Genomic DNA, 19,927 nt, shown 5'->3' with positions numbered 1-19,927 from the left:
AGCCATGATCAAACTCTTCAATTAAAGTTTGATGCTCAAAGAATCTTACTGTTAGTTCGTAATGAATTAACTGTTGTTCACTCTTCAAGACTTTTGATTTGTTTAATGTCCATTGGACATGGATACAATGTCTTGTGAGTGCCCACACAGATTGTCTGATAAATTGTTAAAGAGCGTGGCCGGAATTCCTTCCGGCGCGGGCTGCGTATACTACGCTTTTTGCCCGTGGAGTCAAGCCTTTATTTGGGCTGCCTCGCTGCTGAGCCGTGCTGTTTGCCGGTCAGTGGAGGCGCATTATAGGGACTTCCTGATGGCTGACAAGTGTTAATTTAAAAAAAAACGCTAAGCGCTTTTTTTTTCATCAAGGAGTTTAAAAAACTGCTGTCATAGCGAGCTCTTACTATTAAACCGCTTACTGGCGGAAATAGTAGGATAAAATTATTGGTGCATTAACCCTCCAGATAGGACCTGAAAATTATGCAATTCAATGCTCAGCAACAGGCAGCGCAAAGGAACCTTTCTTATCTATTGGCAGAGAAGATCGGCCAGCGTATTCTTGCCGGTGAATATGAGGCAGGCAGCATCCTTCCCGGAGAACTCGAACTTGGTGAAATTTTCGGCGTCAGCCGTACCGCGGTGAGAGAAGCAATCAAGATGCTGGCGGCAAAGGGGATGGTGCTTCCCCGCCCGCGCATCGGAACCCGCGTTATGCCTCGTACAAATTGGAACTTTCTCGATCAGGAGTTATTATCCTGGTGGCTTACCCGGGAAAATTTTGAGCAGGTCAGCAATTATTTCCTGGTACTGCGCACATCACTGGAGCCTCAGGCCTGCGCACTGGCCGCAGAGCACGGCAGCGAAGAACAACTGAAGTTGCTGGAAAGCCTGATGGGTGAGATGCGTGATTTGAACACCACGTTTGACCGGGAGCGCTGGATCCGCGTCGATACGCAATTCCACCAGCTGATTTATGAAGCCAGCGATAACCCGTTCCTGACTTCATTCTCAAAACTCTTTAGTTCCGTCTACCAGAGTTATTTTCGTGCCATTACCGACAATGAAGTGTTAAGACTAGAACATCATCAGGCTGTCGTTAATGCCATTTTAGCGAGAAACAGCGCCGCCGCGCGCGAAGCTTGCCAAAACTTACTGAAACAAGAAGATTGAGCTATCAAAAAACATGCCTGTAACGAAAACAGCCCGCAGCATGGCCGGACTACCATGGATCGCCGCAATGGCGTTCTTTATGCAGGCGTTGGATGCCACAATCCTGAATACAGCGCTGCCGTCAATCGCGCGCAGCCTGGATCGTTCACCCCTGGCGATGCAATCCGCCATTATCAGCTACACGCTGACCGTTGCCATGCTGATCCCGGTCAGCGGTTGGCTGGCTGACCGTTTCGGTACCCGCCGGATCTTTATTTTTGCCGTTACCCTGTTCTCCGCCGGCTCGCTCTCTTGCGCCTTGTCCGGCTCACTGAGCATGCTGGTTATTTCCCGCATAATTCAGGGAGTGGGGGGAGCCATGATGATGCCGGTCGCCAGACTGGCTCTGTTGCGCGCTTACCCGCGCAGCGAGTTACTGCCGGTACTGAATTTCGTTACCATGCCGGGCCTCGTCGGCCCGGTCGTCGGCCCGCTGCTTGGCGGATGGCTGGTAACGTATGCCACCTGGCACTGGATTTTCCTGATTAACATCCCCATAGGCATCGCAGGTATTATCTACGCCCGCCGTTATATGCCCGATTTCACCGCGCCGACACGGCGTTTTGATATGTTGGGCTTCCTCTTGTTTGGCCTGAGCCTGGTGTGCATGTCATCCGGTATGGAACTGTTCGGCGAGCGCGTCCTGCCCATTATCTATGCCTGGAGCCTGCTGCTGGGCGGCATCATTCTGCTCTTCGTTTACATCGTCCACGCCCGCCGTCATCCGCAACCGCTGATCGACCTGCCGCTGTTTAAAACGCGAACGTTCTCCATCGGTATTGTGGGCAATGTCGCCTCCCGCTTGGGTACCGGCTGCGTTCCTTTTCTGATGCCGTTAATGCTGCAGGTCGGGTTCGGCTACTCCGCAGTGATTGCCGGATGGATGATGGCGCCGACGGCCATAGGCTCCATTATCGCGAAATCGACCGTCACCCGGGTTTTACGTTGGTTCGGCTACCGTAAAACGCTGGTCGGCGTCACGATGATTATCGGTGTGATGATTGCGCAATTCTCCCTGCAAAGTCCGGGAATGTCGTTGTGGATTCTGGTGCTGCCGCTGTTTGTTTTGGGCATGGTGATGTCAACCCAGTTCACGTCGATGAACACGATCACCCTGGGCGATCTGACGGACAAAACCGCCAGCTCAGGCAACAGCGTGCTGGCCGTCACGCAGCAGCTTTCCCTCAGTTTCGGCGTAGCCATCAGCGCGGCGGTGCTGCGTTTTTACGAATCACTTTCTCTTGGCGATATTGTGGATCACTTCCACTACACGTTTATTACGATGGGCGCGATCACCTTTGTCTCCGCCGGTATTTTCCTGCTGCTGCGTAAAAAAGACGGAGACGGTTTAATCAAAGGGCGTAAAGCGCAATTGCGTAAGAAAGGTCAGCTCTGAATTCTGCCCACGGAGTCCCTGACTACCAGCTCCGGGGTAAGAACCAAAACCTGGGGCGCCAGATCGATGTTGACCAGGCGGTGTAACAAGGTGTCCACCGCCAGCTCCCCCAGCTCATCCTTCGGCTGATGAACGGTTGTCAGCGGCGGCGTCATAAAGCGGGCCATGTCGATGTCGTCATAACCGACAACAGCCACATCACGCGATACCTGCAATCCGGCCTGATACAACGCCTGATAAACCCCAACGGCCATCGCATCATTACAGGTGAATACCGCGTGAGGCGGCTCCGGTAACGCCAGTAATTGCTGCATGGCGTGCAATCCACCGGAAAACTCGAAATCACTGTAAATTTCATAACCGGACGGAATGGGTAATCCCGCCTGTTTCATGGCGCTGCGGTAACCTTCAATACGGTTTTGGGCCGTCGTTTTATCTCTGGGGCCGGCAATACAGGCAATCCGGGTATAGCCTCTTTCAATAAGATGGCGGGTTGCCGTTTCTCCGCCTAAGAAAGAGTTATCCTGAATGACGTCGTTCGGCCCCTCAAATGGCGCCCAATCCATCATCACCGTCGGCAGCGCCGGATAGCGGCTGAACAGCTGTTGTGAAGGACGATAATCTTCGGTGCACATCACCAGCAGCCCGTCCACCCGCTTTTGCAGCAGCGTCTCCAGGCTCTGGTTCATCCGGCGGGCATCCCCCTCCGTGTTGCACAGAATCAGGCTGTACCCGCGCTCATAACAGCTGCGCTCAACGCCGCGCACCACTTCAGCATAGAAAGGGTTGTTACTGGTCGTCACCAACATGCCGATGGTATGGGTCTGGTTCAGCTTGAGGCTGCGGGCCAACGCTGACGGCGCATAGTTGAGCTGCTTAACCGCAGTCAGCACTTTCTCCCGCACGCTCTCGCTGACGAAGCGATTGTTATTGATGACGTGAGAAACCGTCGAGGTAGAAACCCCCGCCAGACGCGCGACATCTTTCATCGTGGCCACGACGCGTCACTCCTGCTGAGACAAAAATGCATCAATCTCACCGCGCCAGGGAACGGAAGGCTGAGCGCCCTCACGCGTTACCGCGATGGCCGCCGCCGCATGCGCGAAACGGAGGGCGGATTGAATATCGGCGCCTTCCAGCAATGCCGTACACATCGCGCCGTTAAAGGTGTCGCCGGCGGCAATGGTATCCACTGCTTTCACCCGGAAGGCCGGGATCAATTCGCCGTGGTTGTCATGGCTTAACCATACTCCGCGGCTGCCCAGGGTAATAATGACCGTCTGGATGCCTTTATCATGCAGCACCGCCGCGGCCCGGCGCGCATCATCATCGCTTTTCACGGCGATGCCGGTCAGGTATTCCGCTTCGGTTTCATTGGGCGTAATCACGTCCAGCAACGCCAGCAGGTCATCAGGCAACTTTTGCGCCGGCGCCGGGTTAAGAATGACCTGCGTACCACTTTGCCGGGCGATTCCGGCCGCGGCCATAATCGTCTCCAGCGGAGATTCCAGCTGCATTAACAGGATATCGGCGTTTTCCACCAAACTGCGGTATCGCGCCAGATAGTCCGGCGTGACGCAGGCATTGGCGCCCGCACTGATGCCGATAACGTTCTCACCGTCCTGATTAACGAAAATCAGTGCTACGCCGGTTGTTTGAGCCTCTACGGCCTCCACGGCGGCGGTTTTAATTTTATCTGCGGAAAGCTGCTGCCGGATACGGTCGCCAATATCATCCTCGCCGACACAGGCGATAAACGCGATGTCTGCGCCGCTGCGCCCGGCTGCGACAGCCTGGTTAGCCCCTTTACCGCCGAAGGCGACCTTATACCGCTGCCCCGTTACCGTTTCACCCGGACGGGGGAATTCGGTGACGTTCAGGATGTGATCGGCATTAATACTGCCCAACACCACTAACTTGGCTTTTTGCATGATATGACTTCCTGAAATACCCCCATCACCCGCTCAGGGCGATGGGGTAATACAACCTCAGACGGGGATTACTTCGTTACCAGCTTCAGATCAACGGGAATGTTGGCCGGCACTTTCTCGCCTTTCAGCACTTTGTCCGCAGTCTCAACGCCGATCACGCCGATTTGTTCCGGCTGCTGGGCGATCGTCGCGCCCAATTTTCCGCTTTCCACCGCTTTCACACCATCGGCGGTGCCATCGAAACCAACGACCAGAACGTCAGCCTTACCTGCGGTTTGCAGCGCGCGCATAGCGCCCAGCGCCATTTCGTCGTTCTGGGCAAAGACGGCCTGAACGGTCGGATGAGCCGTCAGCAGGTTTTGCATAACGTTCAACCCCTTGGTGCGGTCGAAATCTGCCGGCTGGCTCGCCAGCATGTTGAACTTATGCTCATCCATCGCTTTCTTGAAGCCTTCACCGCGCTCACGGGCAGCGGACGTTCCGGCAATGCCTTCCAGCTGGATCACTTTGGCGTCATTACCCAACGTCTTGGCAATGAAGTCGCCCGCCGTTTTACCGCCGGCCACGTTGTCGGAGGCGATATGGCTGACGACTTCACCTTTGCTCGCCGCACGGTCCAGGGTGATTACCGGGATCTTCGCCTGGTTAGCCATGATGATGGCGTTGCCTACGGCATCGGAATCGGTGGGGTTAATCAACATCAGCTTAGTGCCGCGTACGGTCAGGTCCTGCACGTTGGCCAGCTCTTTCGCCGGGTTGTTTTGTGAGTCCAGCACCACCAGCTTATAACCCAGCTTGTCAGCTTCTTTCTGCGCTCCATCCTTCATGGACACGAAGAACGGGTTATTCAGGGTAGATACCACCAGAGCAATGGTATCCTGTGCCAGCGCATTGGCGTTCAGGGTTGCGCTTAACGCCGCTGCGGAAACCAGGGTAGCCAGTTTTTTCATGTTCATATCGAATATTCCTGTAGGAAAGGTTATTTGTTGCTCTTGTTGTCTACCAAAACCGCCAGCAAAATAACGACTGCCTTCACGATCATTTGGTAGTAAGACGAAACACCCAATAAGTTCAGGCCGTTATTCAGAAAACCGAGGATCAGCGCACCGATCAGGGTTCCCATAATACGCCCTTTACCCCCGGCCAGACTGGTGCCGCCAAGCACGACCGCCGCGATGGCATCAAGTTCATAGCCGGTACCCGCCGTCGGCTGCGCGGAAGAGAGACGCGCAACTTCAATCACGCCCGCCAGCGCAGACAACAGACCGCACAGCGCATAAACAATAATTTTTACCCGATCAACGCTGATACCGGACAGGCGGGTCGCCGCTTCATTACCGCCCAGCGCGTAGATATAACGTCCCAGACGGGTGTGGTGCAGCATATACCATGCCAAAGCGAACACGATAATCATCAGCCAGATAGGCGTCGGCACCCCGAGAGGACGACCGATACCGAACCAGCCGAACATGTCCGCGGCATCGGAGAAACCGGTGTTAACCGGGCTGCCGTTGGTGTACACCATGGTCACGCCGCGCAGCAGCAGCATCATGACCAGCGTAGCAATAAACGCCTGAACCCGGCCTTTGGCAACGATAACCCCGGTACAGCCGCCGATGACGGCACCCAGCGCCAGAGCACCGGCCACAGCCACCAGCGCATTAATCTCCAGCCCGACGATAGACGCCGCAACCGCGCCGGTCAGCGCCAGCAGCGATCCCACCGACAAATCGATGCCGGAAGTCAGGATAACCAGCGTCATCCCTACCGCCATAATGGCGTTGACTGAGGTTTGCTGCAGAATATTGAACAGGTTGTTCAGGGTAAAAAAGTTCGGACTCATCAGAGAGACGATGACGATCAGCACCAGCAATGCAATCAACGACTTCTGTTCGAGTAACCATGCCTTACTGAACCAGCGTTTGGATGGAATGGTTTGAGTATTCATACGGTTGACTCCTGCTTAGCGCCGTATTGCTTACCGACGGCCGCGGCCATCAGCGCTTCCTGGGTTGCCTGTTCAATCGGGAACTCGCCGCTGATGCGGCCTTCATGCATAACCAAAATGCGATCGCTCATGCCCAACACTTCGGGCATTTCAGACGACACGAGGATGATGCTCAGCCCTTCCTGCTTGAACTGATTGATAAGCTGATAAATTTCTTTTTTCGCGCCGACGTCGACGCCACGCGTCGGCTCATCGAGGATCAGCACTTTCGGACGCGTCATCAGCCCGCGGGCGATGGCCACTTTTTGTTGGTTTCCGCCGGAAAGCAGACCGATCGGCTGTTCCATAGAAGGCGTTTTAATATTGAAAAGGCGGATAAAATCATCAACGGCCTGTTCTTCATCTTTATGCTTAAGGCCACCGCCTGCCCGGCTGAAATAACGCAGCGCGGTCAGCGACATATTCTCTTTTACCGACATGCCGAGCACCAGCCCGTCACGTTTACGGTCTTCGGAAATATAGACGATGCCGTTTGCCAGACCATCCTGCGGGGAATGGGTCACAACCTCATGGCCGTCGAGGGAAACGTAGCCCTGCGTGCGCGGCAATGCGCCGTAAAGAATTTTCATCAGTTCGGTACGGCCGGCGCCCATCAGCCCTGAAACGCCGAGAATTTCCCCCCGGTGCAGGGTAAAATTGACGTCATGTACGCCCGGACCGCTTACGCCTTTGACCTGCAACCGCACGTCGCCGCGCGGAATATTCAGGCGCGGATACTGTTCTTCCAGCTTACGGCCCACCATCATCTCGATCAGATCATCTTCTTTCAGCCCGCTGACCGGACGCTCGGCGATAAACTGGCCGTCACGCAGAATCGTAACATCATCACAAATTTCAAAAATCTCTTTCAGGCGGTGGGAAATATAGACAATCCCGCAGCCCTGCGCTTTCAGTTCATTGATAACCTTGAACAAGGAGGCCGTTTCCGTGTCCGTCAGCGCATCCGTCGGTTCATCCATAATGATGACTTTGGACTCGAAGCTCAGCACTTTGGCGATTTCCACCATCTGCTGATCGCCGATGGAAAGTTCCCCCACCAGCCGGTGGCTGCTGTACGTCAGGTTCAGACGTTGCAACAGTTTATCGGCTTCGGCGTACATACGTTTCCAGTCAATTTTTCCGAAGCCGTTGACGAACTCGCAGCCCAGAAAAATGTTTTCGGCGATCGTCAGTTGCGGAATCAGGTTAAGTTCCTGATGAATAATACCGATACCCGCTTCTTCTGAGGCTTTGGGGCCGTTAAAGACAACCTCTTTGCCCAAAAAATGCAGAGAACCGGCATCCTTTTGATAGATACCGGTCAGCACTTTCATCATGGTGGATTTACCTGCGCCGTTTTCTCCCACCAGCGCCATTACGCGGCCGGGATAAACAGTGAGCGCGGCACCCGATAATGCCTTCACGCCGGGGAAGGATTTATCAATGCCTTTTAACTGCAATAAGGGTTGCATAGGCGCCTCAGAAGGTAACGCCGGCGCACAGTATCACGTTGGCGAACGGTGAACATTCTCCGCTGCGAATCACGGCGCGGCTGGTCTTACTCAGCGTTTTGAATTGTTCATGACTGATGTATTCAATGCTGATGGTATTTCCCTGGTGCTGTTCAAGCTGTTTCAGCAGCTCGATAAGCTGTTGGTGAAGCGGGGCGTTAATTTTCGGCATCTCATGCGCAATAATCGCTTTCTCTACCTGCATCTCCTGCGTCACGACATCCGCAACCTGTAAAAAACCGGGAACGCCGGCGGTTAACGCCAAATCAATACGCTGCGGCCCTTCAGGAATGGGAAGCCCTGCGTCGCCGATAACCACGGTGTCGGTATGCCCCAGGCGGGAAACAAGGTAAGAGAGTTCAGAATTGAGTAATGCGCCTTTTTTCATAATTCACCCCATGAGCGAAACGTTTCGCTAGTGAGAATTTTAGGTTCCGACCCACAGATGGCAATGAAATATGGCGGGAATTGTGATCAGTATCGAAACGTTTCGCTGACACAGGAAAAAAGAAACGATTCAGCCGGCGCAGCGGCATAAAGAGGAAAATAAATGATCGGGAATAGTAACCGGAGGGCGGTAATCCCCCTCCGGTGATAGATCAGATTTCGACCTGCGTACCCAGCTCAACGACCCGGTTGGGCGGAATTTCAAACTGATCGGCAGCCTGCAGCGCATTACGGCTGAGCGCCATGAACAATTTCCCCCGCGCCTTAAGATACCAGGGCCGGTTGCCCAGAATAAGGGACTCGTGGGACATGAAGAATGACGTCTCCATAATCCGGCACGGCAACCCTTCCAGACCACAACGATGGAAAATTTCCTCGACGTTGGGCGTCTCCTTAAAGCCGTAGCTGGCGACGACGCGCCAAAAGGTTGGCGACAACTGTTCAATTGTGACACGCCGGACGTTATGCACATAAGGCGCATCCTCCGTGCGCAGCGTCAGCAGAATCACGCGCTCATGCAACACTTTGTTATGTTTAAGGTTATGCAACAACGCAAAGGGAATGACGTTAACCGCGCGCGACATATAAACCGCCGTCCCCTGCACCCTGACCGGCGGAGATTTTTCCAATGAGGCAATCATCGCCTCCAGGGAGTTACCGTGCTCATGCAGGCGGCGCAGCAGGCGGAAACGCTCGCTTTTCCAGGTCGTCATAATAATGAACATGACCAAGCCCAGCGTCAGCGGTAGCCAGCCACCGGAGAAAATTTTCACCGCGTTGGCCGAAAACAGGGAAATATCCATAACCAACAGCAGTGCCAGCAGGATATACACGACGTAACGGTTCCAGTGCCAGTTCTTCACCGCCACGGTACAGGAAAGAATGCTGGTCAACACCATGGTGCCGGTCACCGCGATCCCGTAAGCCGCCGCCAGGTTGCTGGAGTGCTCGAAGCTGGCGATCACCAGCACCACGGCAATATAAAGCGTCCAGTTAATCGCCGGAATATAGATCTGCCCCATCTCCATATCCGACGTATGAATAATACGCATCGGCGGCAGATACCCCAGACGAACCGCCTGGCGGGTCAGGGAAAATACGCCGGAGATCACCGCCTGCGAGGCGATAACCGTCGCCAGCGTCGCCAAAATAAGCAACGGGATCAATGCCCAGTCTGGCGCCAGCAGGAAGAACGGGTTTTTAATCGCTTCCGGATTTTTCAGCAGCAGAGCACCCTGGCCGAAGTAATTCAGCATCAGGGAGGGGATCACGACGGTAAACCAGGCCAATCGAATAGGGTATTTACCAAAGTGCCCCATATCCGCATACAACGCCTCAACCCCGGTGATCGACAGCACCACCGCGCCCAGCGCAAAGAAGGAGAGCGAACGATACTCAAGGAAAAAATGAACGGCCCACTTCGGATTCAGCGCCGCCAGCACTTCCGGGTTGCCAATAATGCTGCGCGCGCCCAGCACGGCCAGAGTAAGGAACCACAGCAACATAACCGGCGCGAACAATTTCCCTACGCTTCCCGTACCGTGTTTCTGAATAAAAAACAGTAAGGTAAGTACAATGATGGAAAGCGGAACAATATAAGGATCGAGGGAAGGCGCCGCGATCTCCAGTCCTTCAATCGCCGACATCACCGAAATCGCCGGCGTAATAACCACCTCGCCATAAAAAAAGCTGCCGCCGATCAACCCCAGGATCACCAACGCGGCGGTAACCTTCGGCGCGGTATTTCGCCCCGCCAGCGACATCAGCGTTAACACGCCGCCTTCACCCGCGTTATCGGCACGCATGACAAAGCACAGGTATTTCAGCGATACGATGATGATTTGCATCCAGAAGATCAGGGAGAGGAAGCCAAAAACAATGTCAGGTTTTACGCTGAACCCGTAGTGGCTGGAAAAACATTCCCGCAGTGTATAAAGGGGACTGGTGCCAATATCACCATAGACCACCCCAATGGCGGCCAGCGTGACTGCGGCGATCGGACGTTTTTGTTCTGTACTCATAACTCGTTTCTTTTGATGGAACATCCACAAGCGATGCGTGTGCCTAACATCCTGTTCGCCCACAGAAATCGCACAATTATGTACGAAACAGTCGGGTTTCTAACCATTTAAGCAATGGAAAAACTCACTGAACCTTTAACCGCAACCCCGGAATAAACTTAGAAAAAGTCATTAAATCAGCAAAGTAAAATAAAAAAATATCACTGGTCAACGCCACAGGGAGCAGATAAAACTGTGCAATCCCTGTTAGGAACACATCATATTATGACGCAATCCGCCCAACTTGCTGAACGTATTTCCCGCCTGAGCCATGCCCTGGAAGAAGGGCTGTATGAACGCCAGGAAGCCGTCCGTCTTTGCCTGCTGGCAGCCCTGTGCGGAGAGAGCGTATTTCTCCTCGGCCCGCCGGGCATCGCCAAAAGCCTGATTGCCCGCCGCCTGAAATTCGCTTTCCGTCACGCCAACGCATTTGAATACCTGATGACGCGCTTCTCCACGCCAGAAGAAGTCTTCGGCCCGCTTTCCATCCAGGCGCTGAAGGAAGACGGCCGCTACCTGCGCTTAACCAAAGGCTATTTGCCGGAGGCCGAAATAGTCTTCCTTGATGAAATCTGGAAAGCCGGCCCGGCCATCCTCAACACGCTGCTCACCGCGATTAACGAACGGCGCTTTCGCAACGGCGACAGCGAAGATCCCATTCCGCTGCGTTTACTGGTGACGGCATCCAACGAACTCCCGGAAGCCGAAAGCAGCCTTGAGGCACTATATGACCGCATGCTGATTCGCCTGTGGCTGGATAAAGTCCAGGATAAACAAAGCTTTCGTCAGCTGATTACCAGCAACCAGGATGAAAACGCCAACCCGGTTCCCGAATCCATCAGCATCAGCGATGAGGAATTCTACGCCTGGCAACCCCTGATTGGCAAAGTCAGCCTGCCGACCCACTGTTTTGATATGATTTTCCAGCTACGCCAGCGTATCGGCGTACTGGACAATGCGCCCTATATTTCCGACCGCCGCTGGAAAAAAGCGCTGAAGCTATTGCAGGCCTGCGCGTTCTTCAGCGGACGCCAGGAAATTGCGCCGCTCGATATGATCCTGCTCAAAGAGTGCCTGTGGCACGATCTTTCGTCACGCCAGTTACTCAATCAGCAAATAAAGCAAATGCTGACCGATCAGGCTTATCACCAGCAGTCACTTCTGTTGAAGTTGCAGCAGGCCGAAGGTGCCTGGTTGCAGGCGCAGCGCCAACAAAGCCAACAACAGGCCATTACGCTGGAGACTAAATCAGGCCTGTTTAACCGCAAGCCCCAGCATCTTCTGCCGGAAAACTTCCCCGGCGGAAAAGTTACGCTGATGCTGTTTCAGCCGCTTACCCTGCACGACATGCAGGTCACACACCTGGTGCTGGAGTCTTCAGAGCTTGCCCGCTGGCTGCAAAAAGGCGGTGAAATCAAGGCGAAGCTAAACGGTATCGGGTTTGCCCTGCCGGTTGATTTAACCGTGGATGAAAAACACCAGCTCCAGTTACGGGATATCAGCTATCAAAGCACCCCGCTTTCCCTCCCCGGACAGGCAAACTGCCAGGTTCCGCCGGAAATCAGGGAAAAAATTGACGGTATAGAAAAAATGCTGCTGGAACAAAGGCATTTATTCTCCAGCCACCAGCCCAATTTGTTCGCCAGTAAAAGCTGGTTAGCCGACATAGAAGCCAGTTTGTTAGCAATCGAAGAAAAGCTCCGGGCATTCACCGCCTCGCTGAAAGGCATTGAACATGCTTAGCCTGGAAGCGCTGGAAACGTTTCTGATCATGAACGAGCAGGAGCTGCTGCAAGACTTCATCATTGGTCTTATGGCAGCGCCCCAGTTAGCCGTTTTTTTTGAAAAATTTCCGCGCCTGAAACAGGCCCTGCTTAAGGAGCATCCGCAGTGGCGCCTGCGTTTACAGCAGCGCCTGAAAGACACGGCGGTTCCCGAAGCGCTGGCGAGGGAGTTCACCCTTTTCCAGCACCAACAGCGCCTCACCAACGCCGATTTTTTCCAGCAACTGCCGGAAACCCTCTCGGTGATAAAGCAACAGGAATCGCCTTTTTACCCGGAAGCCGAGGCGCTGTGCCCTCCCGATAACACGCCGCGCAGCGACAGCTTCCAGACGCTCTTCATCCAGCGCTGGCGCATCAGCCTGATCGCCAGAACGCTGACGTTGCACCATCAGGTCATGGAACAGGAACGTCAGCAGTTACAGGCTGAGCTTGAACAGCGCCTGCAACTCAGCGGCGCCCTTGAGCCGGTACTGGTGGAAAATGAAAATGCGGCCGGACGGCTATGGGATCTCAGCCGCAGCAGACTGCATCAGGGAGACAGCAAGCTTCTGGTGCAATACGGGGAGTTTTTATCCCACCAGCCGGAGCTGCAAAAACTGGCGCAACAGCTCGGCCGCAGCCGGATAGCCAGTGCGGAAACGCGGCAGAGTACGCATCAGGAAACCCACCACATCATGATCAGGGAGCCGGCAGCCGTTCCCGAGGAAGTCAGCGGTATCTGGCAAAGCGACGACATTCTGCGCCTGCTGCCGACAGAGCTGGTCACGCTGGGCATCAGCGATCTTGAGTTCGAATTTTACCGCCGCTTGCTGGAAAAACGCCTGCTGACTTATCGCCTTCAGGGAGACGTTTGGCGCGAACATCAGTTTCAGCGCCCGGTGGTTTATAACCAGGACGAACAACAGCCGCGCGGCCCCTTTATCGTCTGCGTGGATACTTCCGGTTCAATGGGCGGATTCAACGAACAGTGCGCCAAAGCATTTTGCCTGGCCTTATTGCGCATCGCCCTGGCGGATAACCGCCGTTGCTACGTCACGTTGTTTTCCAGCGATATCGTCAGTTTTGAGTTAACGGCCGATAACGGCATTGAACAGGCCATACGCTTTCTGGCCCAGCGCTTTCGCGGCGGTACAGATCTGGCCCGTTGCCTGGCGGCAACGGCGGCGTTGATGAGACAGTCGGCATGGCGGCAGGCAGATGCGGTCGTGATATCCGATTTTATCGCCCAACGGTTGCCGGACGACGTTATCAGGCAAATAGGCGCATTACAGGAACAAAACGGCCACCGTTTTCATGCGGTGGCCGTTTCTGAGCACGGGAAACCCGGCATTATGCGTATTTTCGATCACATCTGGCGTTTCGATACCGGCATAAAAGGCCGTCTGCTGCGCCGCTGGAAACGCTGATTACAGGATCGCACTCACCTGGCTGCGAATTTCCGGCGACCATACGCCACACTGAACCTGACCAATATGCTGTTGCTGCAGCAGCAGCATTACCAGACGCGACTGACCGATACCGCCGCCGATGGTCTGCGGCATATCGCCGCGCAGCAGGGCCTGATGCCATTCCAGTTTGATGCGCTCTTCGTCTTTGGTCAGCGCCAACTGACGCTTAAGCGCCTCGGCGTCCACGCGGATCCCCATAGAGGAAAGCTCAAACGCATCTTCCAGCACCGGGTTCCACACCAGAATATCGCCGTTCAGGCCGCCAAAACCTTCTTCGCCCGGGGACGTCCAGTCGTCGTAGTCCGGCGCACGTACGTCATGCGCTTTACCGTCAGACAGTTTGCCACCGATGCCAATCAGGAATACCGCGCCCAGCTCTTTGGCAATAGCGCGCTCACGGCCTTTACCATCCAGATCCGGGAAACGGCGGGCCAGCATTTCAGTGTGCACGAAATGAATGTCGTCCGGCAGGAACGGCGTCAAACCGTATCTTTCCGCGACTTCCGCTTCGGTGGCCTTGATTGCTGCATAGATGGTGCGGACCGTCTTTTTCAGGTAATCCGGCGTACGCTGTCCGTCGCCCATCACTTTTTCCCAGTCCCACTGATCGACATATACGGAGTGAATCGGGCTCAGGCGATCTTCATCCGGACGCAGCGCTTTCATATGCGTATAAAGGCCTTCTCCCGGGCCAAAGTCATGCATTCCCAGCGTCTGACGCTTCCACTTCGCCAGTGAGTGCACCACTTCAAACGTCTCTCCCGGCAGGCTCTTCACCTTTACCTGTACTGCCTTTTCCGTACCGGACAGGTTATCCTGCGTTCCGTCACCCAGACGGCTCAGGATTGGCGCCTGAACTTCAATTAAGCCCAGGCGCTCTTCCAGCTGGCGGGAGAAAGAAGATTTTACGAAGCTGATCTGTTGTTGTTTTTGTATAAATTGCTTTTCCATTGCCGTTCTCACAATTACGCTGTCTCTGTTAAGATGATTAAGCAACAAAACGCCCACAGAATTCAATATTCAACAATAAATATTGCTATTTCACTTTTGATCCTTCATTTTTATCCCATCTGCAATGTATTTTGTGCAAAAGAAGAGGGAAAAAATGGCCGATAATTATCAAATCGACAATCTCGATCGGGGCATCCTGGAAGCATTAATGGAAAATGCACGCACGCCCTACGCCGAATTGGCCAAGCAGTTCAACGTCAGCCCCGGAACGATCCACGTCCGCGTGGAAAAAATGAAACAAGCTGGCATCATTACCGGCGCCTGCGTCAGGATCAGCCCGAAAAAGCTGGGTTACGACGTATGCTGTTTTATCGGCATCATCCTCAAAAGCGCCAAAGACTACCCTTCCGCCCTGAGCAAACTGGAAAGCCTGGAAGAGGTGGTGGAGGCGTATTACACCACCGGCCACTACAGCATCTTTATTAAAGTCATGACCCGCTCGATCGATGCGCTGCAAAACGTACTTATCAACAAGATCCAGACAATTGACGAAATACAGTCCACGGAAACCCTGATCTCCCTGCAAAACCCCATCATGCGCGACATTGCACCATAACGATCGCCAGGTTATCCGTAATCATCCCCCTATTACCCACAGGTAGATCCCAGCGGTTTCACAGCATACAATAGCCACCGGATTTTGAACGAGGTTGGGATCATCTATGGCAGACATTACCCTGATTAGCGGCAGCACGCTGGGCAGTGCGGAATATGTGGCGGAACATCTGGCTGAAAAGCTGGAAGAAGCCGGATACAGCACGGAGACCCTGCACGGCCCGGAAATAGAAGAAGTAACGACGGAAGGGTTATGGCTGGTCATCACCTCTACGCATGGCGCCGGCAACCTGCCGGATAACCTCGAACCACTGTTTGAGCAGATCGAAACCCGCCAGCCGGATCTGACAAATCTGCGCTTTGGCGCGGTAGGGCTTGGCAGCAGCGAATACGACACCTTCTGCGGAGGTATTAAAACCGTGGATCGCATCCTGAGCGCATTCGGCGCCCGCCGGATCGGCGATGTACTGGAAATTGATGTAACCCAACACGAGATTCCGGAAGATCCGGCCGGGGAATGGGTGAAAAATTGGATCACTTTACTGAAAAAAGCACGATAAGCTAACGCCGGTTTGTGGATAAGTTTAGTGATAAACCGCAAATAACCAGTAGTTATCCAAAGAACAACCGAAGCTCATTTTTTGTTCTGTGCATAACCATGATAAATGATCCCAGCTTATCCTGCCTGGGATCACTTCTCGTCCACAGCAAATGATCCTCAATATCACATTGATCCTTCTTGCGAATAATCGGTTATCCACAGAGGATCGCGATCCTAATAGAAGATCTAATAAAGAGATCTTTAAATAAAAAAGATCTTTTTAATACTTAACGGTTCTCCCGCCCAGGTTGGCGCATTGGCTAAACTTGAGTAGAATCCTCACCCCGGCGGATCATCAGACGATCCCCGCATTAAGATCATCACGAGGTACAGTTCCATGTTCTATTCAGATCCTTTTGACGTCATCGTTATCGGTGGCGGTCATGCCGGTACCGAAGCGGCAATGGCGGCGGCCCGTATGGGACGTCAGACCCTGCTGCTGACGCACAATATTGATACGCTGGGACAAATGTCCTGTAATCCGGCGATCGGCGGGATCGGGAAAGGACATCTGGTCAGGGAAGTCGATGCACTCGGCGGGCTGATGGCGACCGCGATTGATCATGCCGGGATCCAGTTCCGGACCCTGAATGTCAGCAAAGGCCCGGCGGTACGTGCAACCCGCGCTCAGGCTGACAGGGTGCTGTATAAACAAGCGGTACGTACTGCGCTGGAGAACCAGCCCAACCTGATGATCTTCCAGCAGGCGGTTGAGGATCTTATCGTTGAGAACGATCGCGTCGTTGGTGCCGTTACCCAAATGGGGCTGAAGTTTCGCGCCCGTGCGGTTGTGCTGACTGTCGGTACCTTTCTGGACGGCAAAATCCATATCGGTCTGGAAAATTACAGCGGCGGCCGGGCCGGCGATCCGCCATCGATCGCGCTGTCACGCCGTCTGCGTGAGCTGCCGTTGCGGGTAAACCGGTTGAAAACCGGCACACCGCCGCGTATCGACGCCCGTACGATCGACTTCAGCGTGCTTGCCGCGCAGCATGGTGACGACCCGGCGCCGGTGTTCTCTTTCCTGGGGAATGCTGCGCAGCATCCGCGTCAAATTCCGTGTTACATCACCCATACCAACGAACGCACCCATGAGGCGATCCGTAATAATCTCGATCGCAGCCCGATGTATGCCGGGATCATCGAAGGGATCGGCCCGCGTTACTGCCCGTCGATCGAAGACAAAGTCATGCGGTTTGCCGACCGTAATGCGCATCAGATCTTCCTCGAACCGGAAGGACTGACCAGCAATGAAATCTATCCCAACGGCATCTCAACCAGCCTGCCGTTTGACGTGCAAATGCAAATCGTCCGTTCGATGGAAGGTATGCAAAATGCCCGCATTGTTCGTCCGGGTTATGCCATTGAGTATGATTTCTTCGATCCGCGCGATCTGAAACAAACGCTGGAAAGCAAATATATTCAGGGGTTGTTTTTTGCCGGACAGATTAACGGCACGACAGGGTATGAAGAAGCGGCGGCTCAGGGGCTGCTGGCCGGTATGAACGCCGGCCGTTTCGCTTCGGACGAAGAAGGTTGGTCGCCGCGTCGCGATCAGGCTTATCTTAGCGTGCTGGTGGATGACCTCTGCACTCTCGGAACCAAAGAACCTTACCGGATGTTTACGTCCCGTGCGGAATATCGCCTGATGCTGCGTGAAGATAACGCCGATCTGCGCCTCACTGAAACCGGGCGGGCATTAGGGCTGGTGGATGACGTTCGCTGGGCGCGCTACAACGAGAAGCTGGAAAACATCGAACGTGAACGCCAGCGCCTGCGTGATATCTGGGTTCACCCCCACTCTGATAATGTAAGTGAAATCAATGCGCTGCTGAAAACACCGTTATCCAAAGAGGCGAACGGCGAAGAGTTGCTGCGCCGGCCGGAAATGGATTACCGTCTGCTGAGCGGGCTGAACAGCTTCGCGCCTGCGCTGGAGGATGAACAGGCGGCGGAACAGGTAGAGATTCAGGTCAAATACGAGGGTTATATCGCCCGTCAGCAGGAAGAGATCGAAAAGCAGCTGCGTAATGAGAACGCCCTGTTGCCGGCCGATCTTGATTACCGCCAGGTTTCCGGGCTGTCTAACGAGGTGATCGCCAAGCTTAACGATCACAAGCCGGGATCGATTGGTCAGGCTTCGCGCATTTCCGGTATTACGCCGGCGGCTATCTCTATTCTACTGGTTTGGCTGAAAAAACAGGGTTTGTTGCGCCGCAGTGCCTGAACCTTGTCACAGAAAACCGCCTGAAACGGCGGTTTTCGTGTCTTAGGCTTTCTTCTGCCGCGAATTCCCTGCATCATAGCGCCTGATATTTTTCATAAACCGAGGTTTTTTGTGCAACAACGACTCGACGTGCTTTTGGACCAGGCCGGCATTACGCTGACCGGTAAGCAGAAACAACAATTGCTGGATTACGTCGGGATGCTGCACAAGTGGAACAAGGCCTATAACCTGACGTCTGTGCGCGATCCTGAGCAAATGCTGGTTCGCCATATTCTGGACAGTATCGTTGTGGCGCCGTTCCTGCGCGGAACACGTTTCATCGACGTGGGAACCGGCCCCGGATTACCGGGTATACCGCTTTCCATCATGATGCCTGACGCGCAGTTCACTCTGCTGGACAGCCTGGGAAAACGCATTCGTTTCCTGCGGCAGGTTCAGCATGAACTCAAATTAAGCAATATTGAGCCGGTGCAGAGCCGGGTTGAAGAGTTTCCGGCACAGCCGCCTTTCGACGGCGTGATCAGCAGGGCATTTGCGTCTTTGCAGGATATGGTTTCCTGGTGCCGCCATCTCCCCGAACCGGAGAAAGGGCGTTTTTACGCACTTAAAGGAACACGTCCGGATGATGAGCTTGCGTCTTTGCCGCAGGGCATTGCGCTGGAGTCGGTTGAAAAATTACACGTACCGGCACTGGACGGTGAGCGCCATCTGGTGGTTTTAAAGCTCAATCAAGTTTGAGTTTCATCAAACAAACACGACATTTTTATCCCCTATAGATGGGGAATCATTATTCGTTAACTGAATTTTTGGCGGTTTTCGTGTTTACCTGTTTTTTACATCGGCAGATGTGAAATGAAGGGAATGCATAATAATTCACCATCACTGCGTGTTAAGGCAGTTTTGTTTTTGAATGACAATTTGACAATAAAAAGCTTTCTTAATTAACGGTAATTGTCAATAAATTGTTTCATTTGGGTGTATGGCGTAAACCAAGTGATATAAAAAGAAACATTATGATTTTTCAAATAATTAAAAAGCCTTTTTGGCTAAAGACAGTTTAAAACCACATGCTGTATAAGTTTTTATGAGTTCATTTTTGTGATCGAACGCACGGCCTAAAATGTAATTTCAATAAGTCATTACATTTCAATACGTAGGTGACAGAAACGGGAAATTTCGGGAATATTGCAAAGTGTGACAATATTTAAATTATTATTCACCTTTTCGCTACTTATGCATTGAATTTGCTGGTGTGGCCCGTATAATTTGCACGTTTTTTGTCGCTTGACTCAGGAACGCAAAGGCAGTGTTATACGTCACTCAATCTGTGGGTTACGGAGAGAGCAAACGTCATGTCTGTAAGGCTCTACAGTGGCAAAGTCGCCGGTAAGTTGCTGGCTTTGCAGCTACTGACTTTTGTTCTGTTTGGCGCAGGTTTTGCTTTAAAAGCGCCGGAGTGGGGATTTTCTGCCCTTCTCGGCGGGTTAGCGGCCTGGTTGCCCAACGTGATGTTCATGTTTTTTGCCTGGTGTCATCAGACCCGCACTCCCGCCGAAGGGAAGGTCGCATGGTCTTTTGCCATCGGAGAGGCGCTGAAGGTGTTTTGCACGATCGCGTTATTGATCGTTGCGTTAGGGATCTTTAAAGCGGCGTTTTTCCCGCTTGGCCTGACGTATGTTACGGTGCTGGTGGTCTCTGTGCTGGCGCCGGCAGTAATAAGAAATCAATAAATCGTTACCGTATTAACTACTTAAAGGGTAAGA

17 protein-coding genes are annotated in these 19,927 nt (G+C 53.5%); 9 read left to right on the top strand and 8 right to left on the bottom strand.

All coding sequences use genetic code 11. The annotated features are described in order from the left end of the window. Window positions 1-477: 477 nt before the first annotated feature. Both C8D90_RS09380 and mdtD read left to right on the top strand, forming a co-directional pair. Window positions 478-1,167 carry a FadR/GntR family transcriptional regulator gene (locus C8D90_RS09380; RefSeq protein WP_115458175.1) on the top strand — a complete coding sequence of 230 codons (690 nt, stop codon included), beginning with the start codon at window positions 478-480 and terminating at the stop codon, window positions 1,165-1,167. Between the two features lie 40 nt (window positions 1,168-1,207). Continuing rightward, window positions 1,208-2,602 carry a multidrug transporter subunit MdtD gene (gene mdtD / locus C8D90_RS09375; protein WP_230472989.1) on the top strand — a complete coding sequence of 465 codons (1,395 nt, stop codon included), beginning with the start codon at window positions 1,208-1,210 and terminating at the stop codon, window positions 2,600-2,602. Here the strand turns inward: mdtD and rbsR are convergent. The 7 genes from rbsR to kup form a co-directional block, all read right to left on the bottom strand. Next, window positions 2,593-3,600: a ribose operon transcriptional repressor RbsR gene (gene rbsR, locus C8D90_RS09370; protein WP_115458173.1), complete on the bottom strand. Its 1,008-nt coding sequence runs from the start codon at window positions 3,598-3,600 to the stop codon at window positions 2,593-2,595. The genes mdtD and rbsR overlap by 10 nt on opposite strands. Window positions 3,601-3,606: 6 nt before the next feature. Then, on the bottom strand, window positions 3,607-4,533 hold the full coding sequence (gene rbsK / locus C8D90_RS09365; RefSeq protein WP_115458172.1) for a ribokinase: 927 nt from the start codon (window positions 4,531-4,533) through the stop codon (window positions 3,607-3,609). Between the two features lie 68 nt (window positions 4,534-4,601). Continuing rightward, window positions 4,602-5,489 (bottom strand): ribose ABC transporter substrate-binding protein RbsB, encoded by an 888-nt coding sequence (gene rbsB / locus C8D90_RS09360; RefSeq protein WP_115458171.1) that lies wholly within the window; start codon window positions 5,487-5,489, stop codon window positions 4,602-4,604. A gap of 23 nt (window positions 5,490-5,512) precedes the next feature. After that, window positions 5,513-6,481, bottom strand: a complete 969-nt coding sequence (gene rbsC / locus C8D90_RS09355) for a ribose ABC transporter permease (protein ID WP_115458170.1) — start codon at window positions 6,479-6,481, stop codon at window positions 5,513-5,515. Next, window positions 6,478-7,992 carry a ribose ABC transporter ATP-binding protein RbsA gene (gene rbsA / locus C8D90_RS09350; RefSeq protein ID WP_115458169.1) on the bottom strand — a complete coding sequence of 505 codons (1,515 nt, stop codon included), beginning with the start codon at window positions 7,990-7,992 and terminating at the stop codon, window positions 6,478-6,480. The genes rbsC and rbsA overlap by 4 nt, the downstream gene beginning before the upstream one ends. 7 nt (window positions 7,993-7,999) lie before the next feature. Further along, entirely contained in the window at window positions 8,000-8,419 is a 420-nt protein-coding gene (rbsD, locus tag C8D90_RS09345; RefSeq protein ID WP_115458168.1) for a D-ribose pyranase, read from the bottom strand. A gap of 211 nt (window positions 8,420-8,630) precedes the next feature. Continuing rightward, window positions 8,631-10,499 carry a low affinity potassium transporter Kup gene (gene kup, locus C8D90_RS09340; protein ID WP_115458167.1) on the bottom strand — a complete coding sequence of 623 codons (1,869 nt, stop codon included), beginning with the start codon at window positions 10,497-10,499 and terminating at the stop codon, window positions 8,631-8,633. 264 nt (window positions 10,500-10,763) lie between these two features. Here kup and ravA point away from each other — a divergent pair, with 264 nt between their 5' ends. Together ravA and viaA are read left to right on the top strand one after the other, a co-directional pair. Next, window positions 10,764-12,281 (top strand): ATPase RavA, encoded by a 1,518-nt coding sequence (gene ravA / locus C8D90_RS09335; protein WP_115458166.1) that lies wholly within the window; start codon window positions 10,764-10,766, stop codon window positions 12,279-12,281. Next, entirely contained in the window at window positions 12,274-13,728 is a 1,455-nt protein-coding gene (viaA, locus tag C8D90_RS09330) for an ATPase RavA stimulator ViaA (RefSeq protein ID WP_115458165.1), read from the top strand. Before ravA ends, viaA begins: the two co-directional genes overlap by 8 nt. Here the strand turns inward: viaA and asnA are convergent, their stop codons facing one another. Beyond that, a complete protein-coding gene (gene asnA / locus C8D90_RS09325) occupies window positions 13,729-14,721 on the bottom strand; it encodes an aspartate--ammonia ligase (RefSeq protein WP_115458164.1) in 993 nt (330 codons plus the stop codon). Window positions 14,722-14,875: 154 nt separating this feature from the next. Here asnA and asnC point away from each other — a divergent pair, with 154 nt between their 5' ends. From asnC to atpI, 5 genes are all read left to right on the top strand, one after another. Then, the gene (gene asnC / locus C8D90_RS09320) at window positions 14,876-15,337 is read left to right on the top strand and encodes a transcriptional regulator AsnC (protein ID WP_115458163.1); all 462 of its coding nucleotides are present in this window, start codon (window positions 14,876-14,878) and stop codon (window positions 15,335-15,337) included. A gap of 106 nt (window positions 15,338-15,443) precedes the next feature. Next, window positions 15,444-15,896, top strand: a complete 453-nt coding sequence (mioC, locus tag C8D90_RS09315; RefSeq protein WP_115458162.1) for an FMN-binding protein MioC — start codon at window positions 15,444-15,446, stop codon at window positions 15,894-15,896. A 378-nt stretch (window positions 15,897-16,274) separates the two neighbouring features. Then, window positions 16,275-18,164 (top strand): tRNA uridine-5-carboxymethylaminomethyl(34) synthesis enzyme MnmG, encoded by a 1,890-nt coding sequence (gene mnmG / locus C8D90_RS09310; protein WP_115458161.1) that lies wholly within the window; start codon window positions 16,275-16,277, stop codon window positions 18,162-18,164. Between the two features lie 111 nt (window positions 18,165-18,275). Further along, window positions 18,276-18,902 carry a 16S rRNA (guanine(527)-N(7))-methyltransferase RsmG gene (rsmG, locus tag C8D90_RS09305; RefSeq protein WP_115458160.1) on the top strand — a complete coding sequence of 209 codons (627 nt, stop codon included), beginning with the start codon at window positions 18,276-18,278 and terminating at the stop codon, window positions 18,900-18,902. A 614-nt stretch (window positions 18,903-19,516) separates the two neighbouring features. Further along, on the top strand, window positions 19,517-19,894 hold the full coding sequence (atpI, locus tag C8D90_RS09300) for a F0F1 ATP synthase subunit I (RefSeq protein WP_115458159.1): 378 nt from the start codon (window positions 19,517-19,519) through the stop codon (window positions 19,892-19,894). The last annotated feature ends 33 nt before the right edge of the window (window positions 19,895-19,927 follow it).

The sequence above is a fragment of the Enterobacillus tribolii genome, from assembly GCF_003363015.1.
Lineage (GTDB): Bacteria > Pseudomonadota > Gammaproteobacteria > Enterobacterales > Enterobacteriaceae > Enterobacillus > Enterobacillus tribolii.
This window is presented reverse-complemented; position numbering and strand designations above follow the sequence as displayed.

Bases quoted from the DNA above. Each gene is read 5' to 3' on its own strand.
- rbsB (WP_115458171.1), bottom strand. From the start codon at position 5,489: ATGAACATGAAAAAACTGGCTACCCTGGTTTCCGCAGCGGCGTTAAGC.
- rbsC (WP_115458170.1), bottom strand. From the start codon at position 6,481: ATGAATACTCAAACCATTCCATCCAAACGCTGGTTCAGTAAGGCATGG.
- mioC (WP_115458162.1), top strand. From the start codon at position 15,444: ATGGCAGACATTACCCTGATTAGCGGCAGCACGCTGGGCAGTGCGGAA.
- kup (WP_115458167.1), bottom strand. From the start codon at position 10,499: ATGAGTACAGAACAAAAACGTCCGATCGCCGCAGTCACGCTGGCCGCC.
- asnC (WP_115458163.1), top strand. From the start codon at position 14,876: ATGGCCGATAATTATCAAATCGACAATCTCGATCGGGGCATCCTGGAA.
- viaA (WP_115458165.1), top strand. From the start codon at position 12,274: ATGCTTAGCCTGGAAGCGCTGGAAACGTTTCTGATCATGAACGAGCAG.
- rbsA (WP_115458169.1), bottom strand. From the start codon at position 7,992: ATGCAACCCTTATTGCAGTTAAAAGGCATTGATAAATCCTTCCCCGGC.
- rbsK (WP_115458172.1), bottom strand. From the start codon at position 4,533: ATGCAAAAAGCCAAGTTAGTGGTGTTGGGCAGTATTAATGCCGATCAC.
- atpI (WP_115458159.1), top strand. From the start codon at position 19,517: ATGTCTGTAAGGCTCTACAGTGGCAAAGTCGCCGGTAAGTTGCTGGCT.
- asnA (WP_115458164.1), bottom strand. From the start codon at position 14,721: ATGGAAAAGCAATTTATACAAAAACAACAACAGATCAGCTTCGTAAAA.
- C8D90_RS09380 (WP_115458175.1), top strand. From the start codon at position 478: ATGCAATTCAATGCTCAGCAACAGGCAGCGCAAAGGAACCTTTCTTAT.
- mdtD (WP_230472989.1), top strand. From the start codon at position 1,208: ATGGCCGGACTACCATGGATCGCCGCAATGGCGTTCTTTATGCAGGCG.
- mnmG (WP_115458161.1), top strand. From the start codon at position 16,275: ATGTTCTATTCAGATCCTTTTGACGTCATCGTTATCGGTGGCGGTCAT.
- ravA (WP_115458166.1), top strand. From the start codon at position 10,764: ATGACGCAATCCGCCCAACTTGCTGAACGTATTTCCCGCCTGAGCCAT.
- rbsD (WP_115458168.1), bottom strand. From the start codon at position 8,419: ATGAAAAAAGGCGCATTACTCAATTCTGAACTCTCTTACCTTGTTTCC.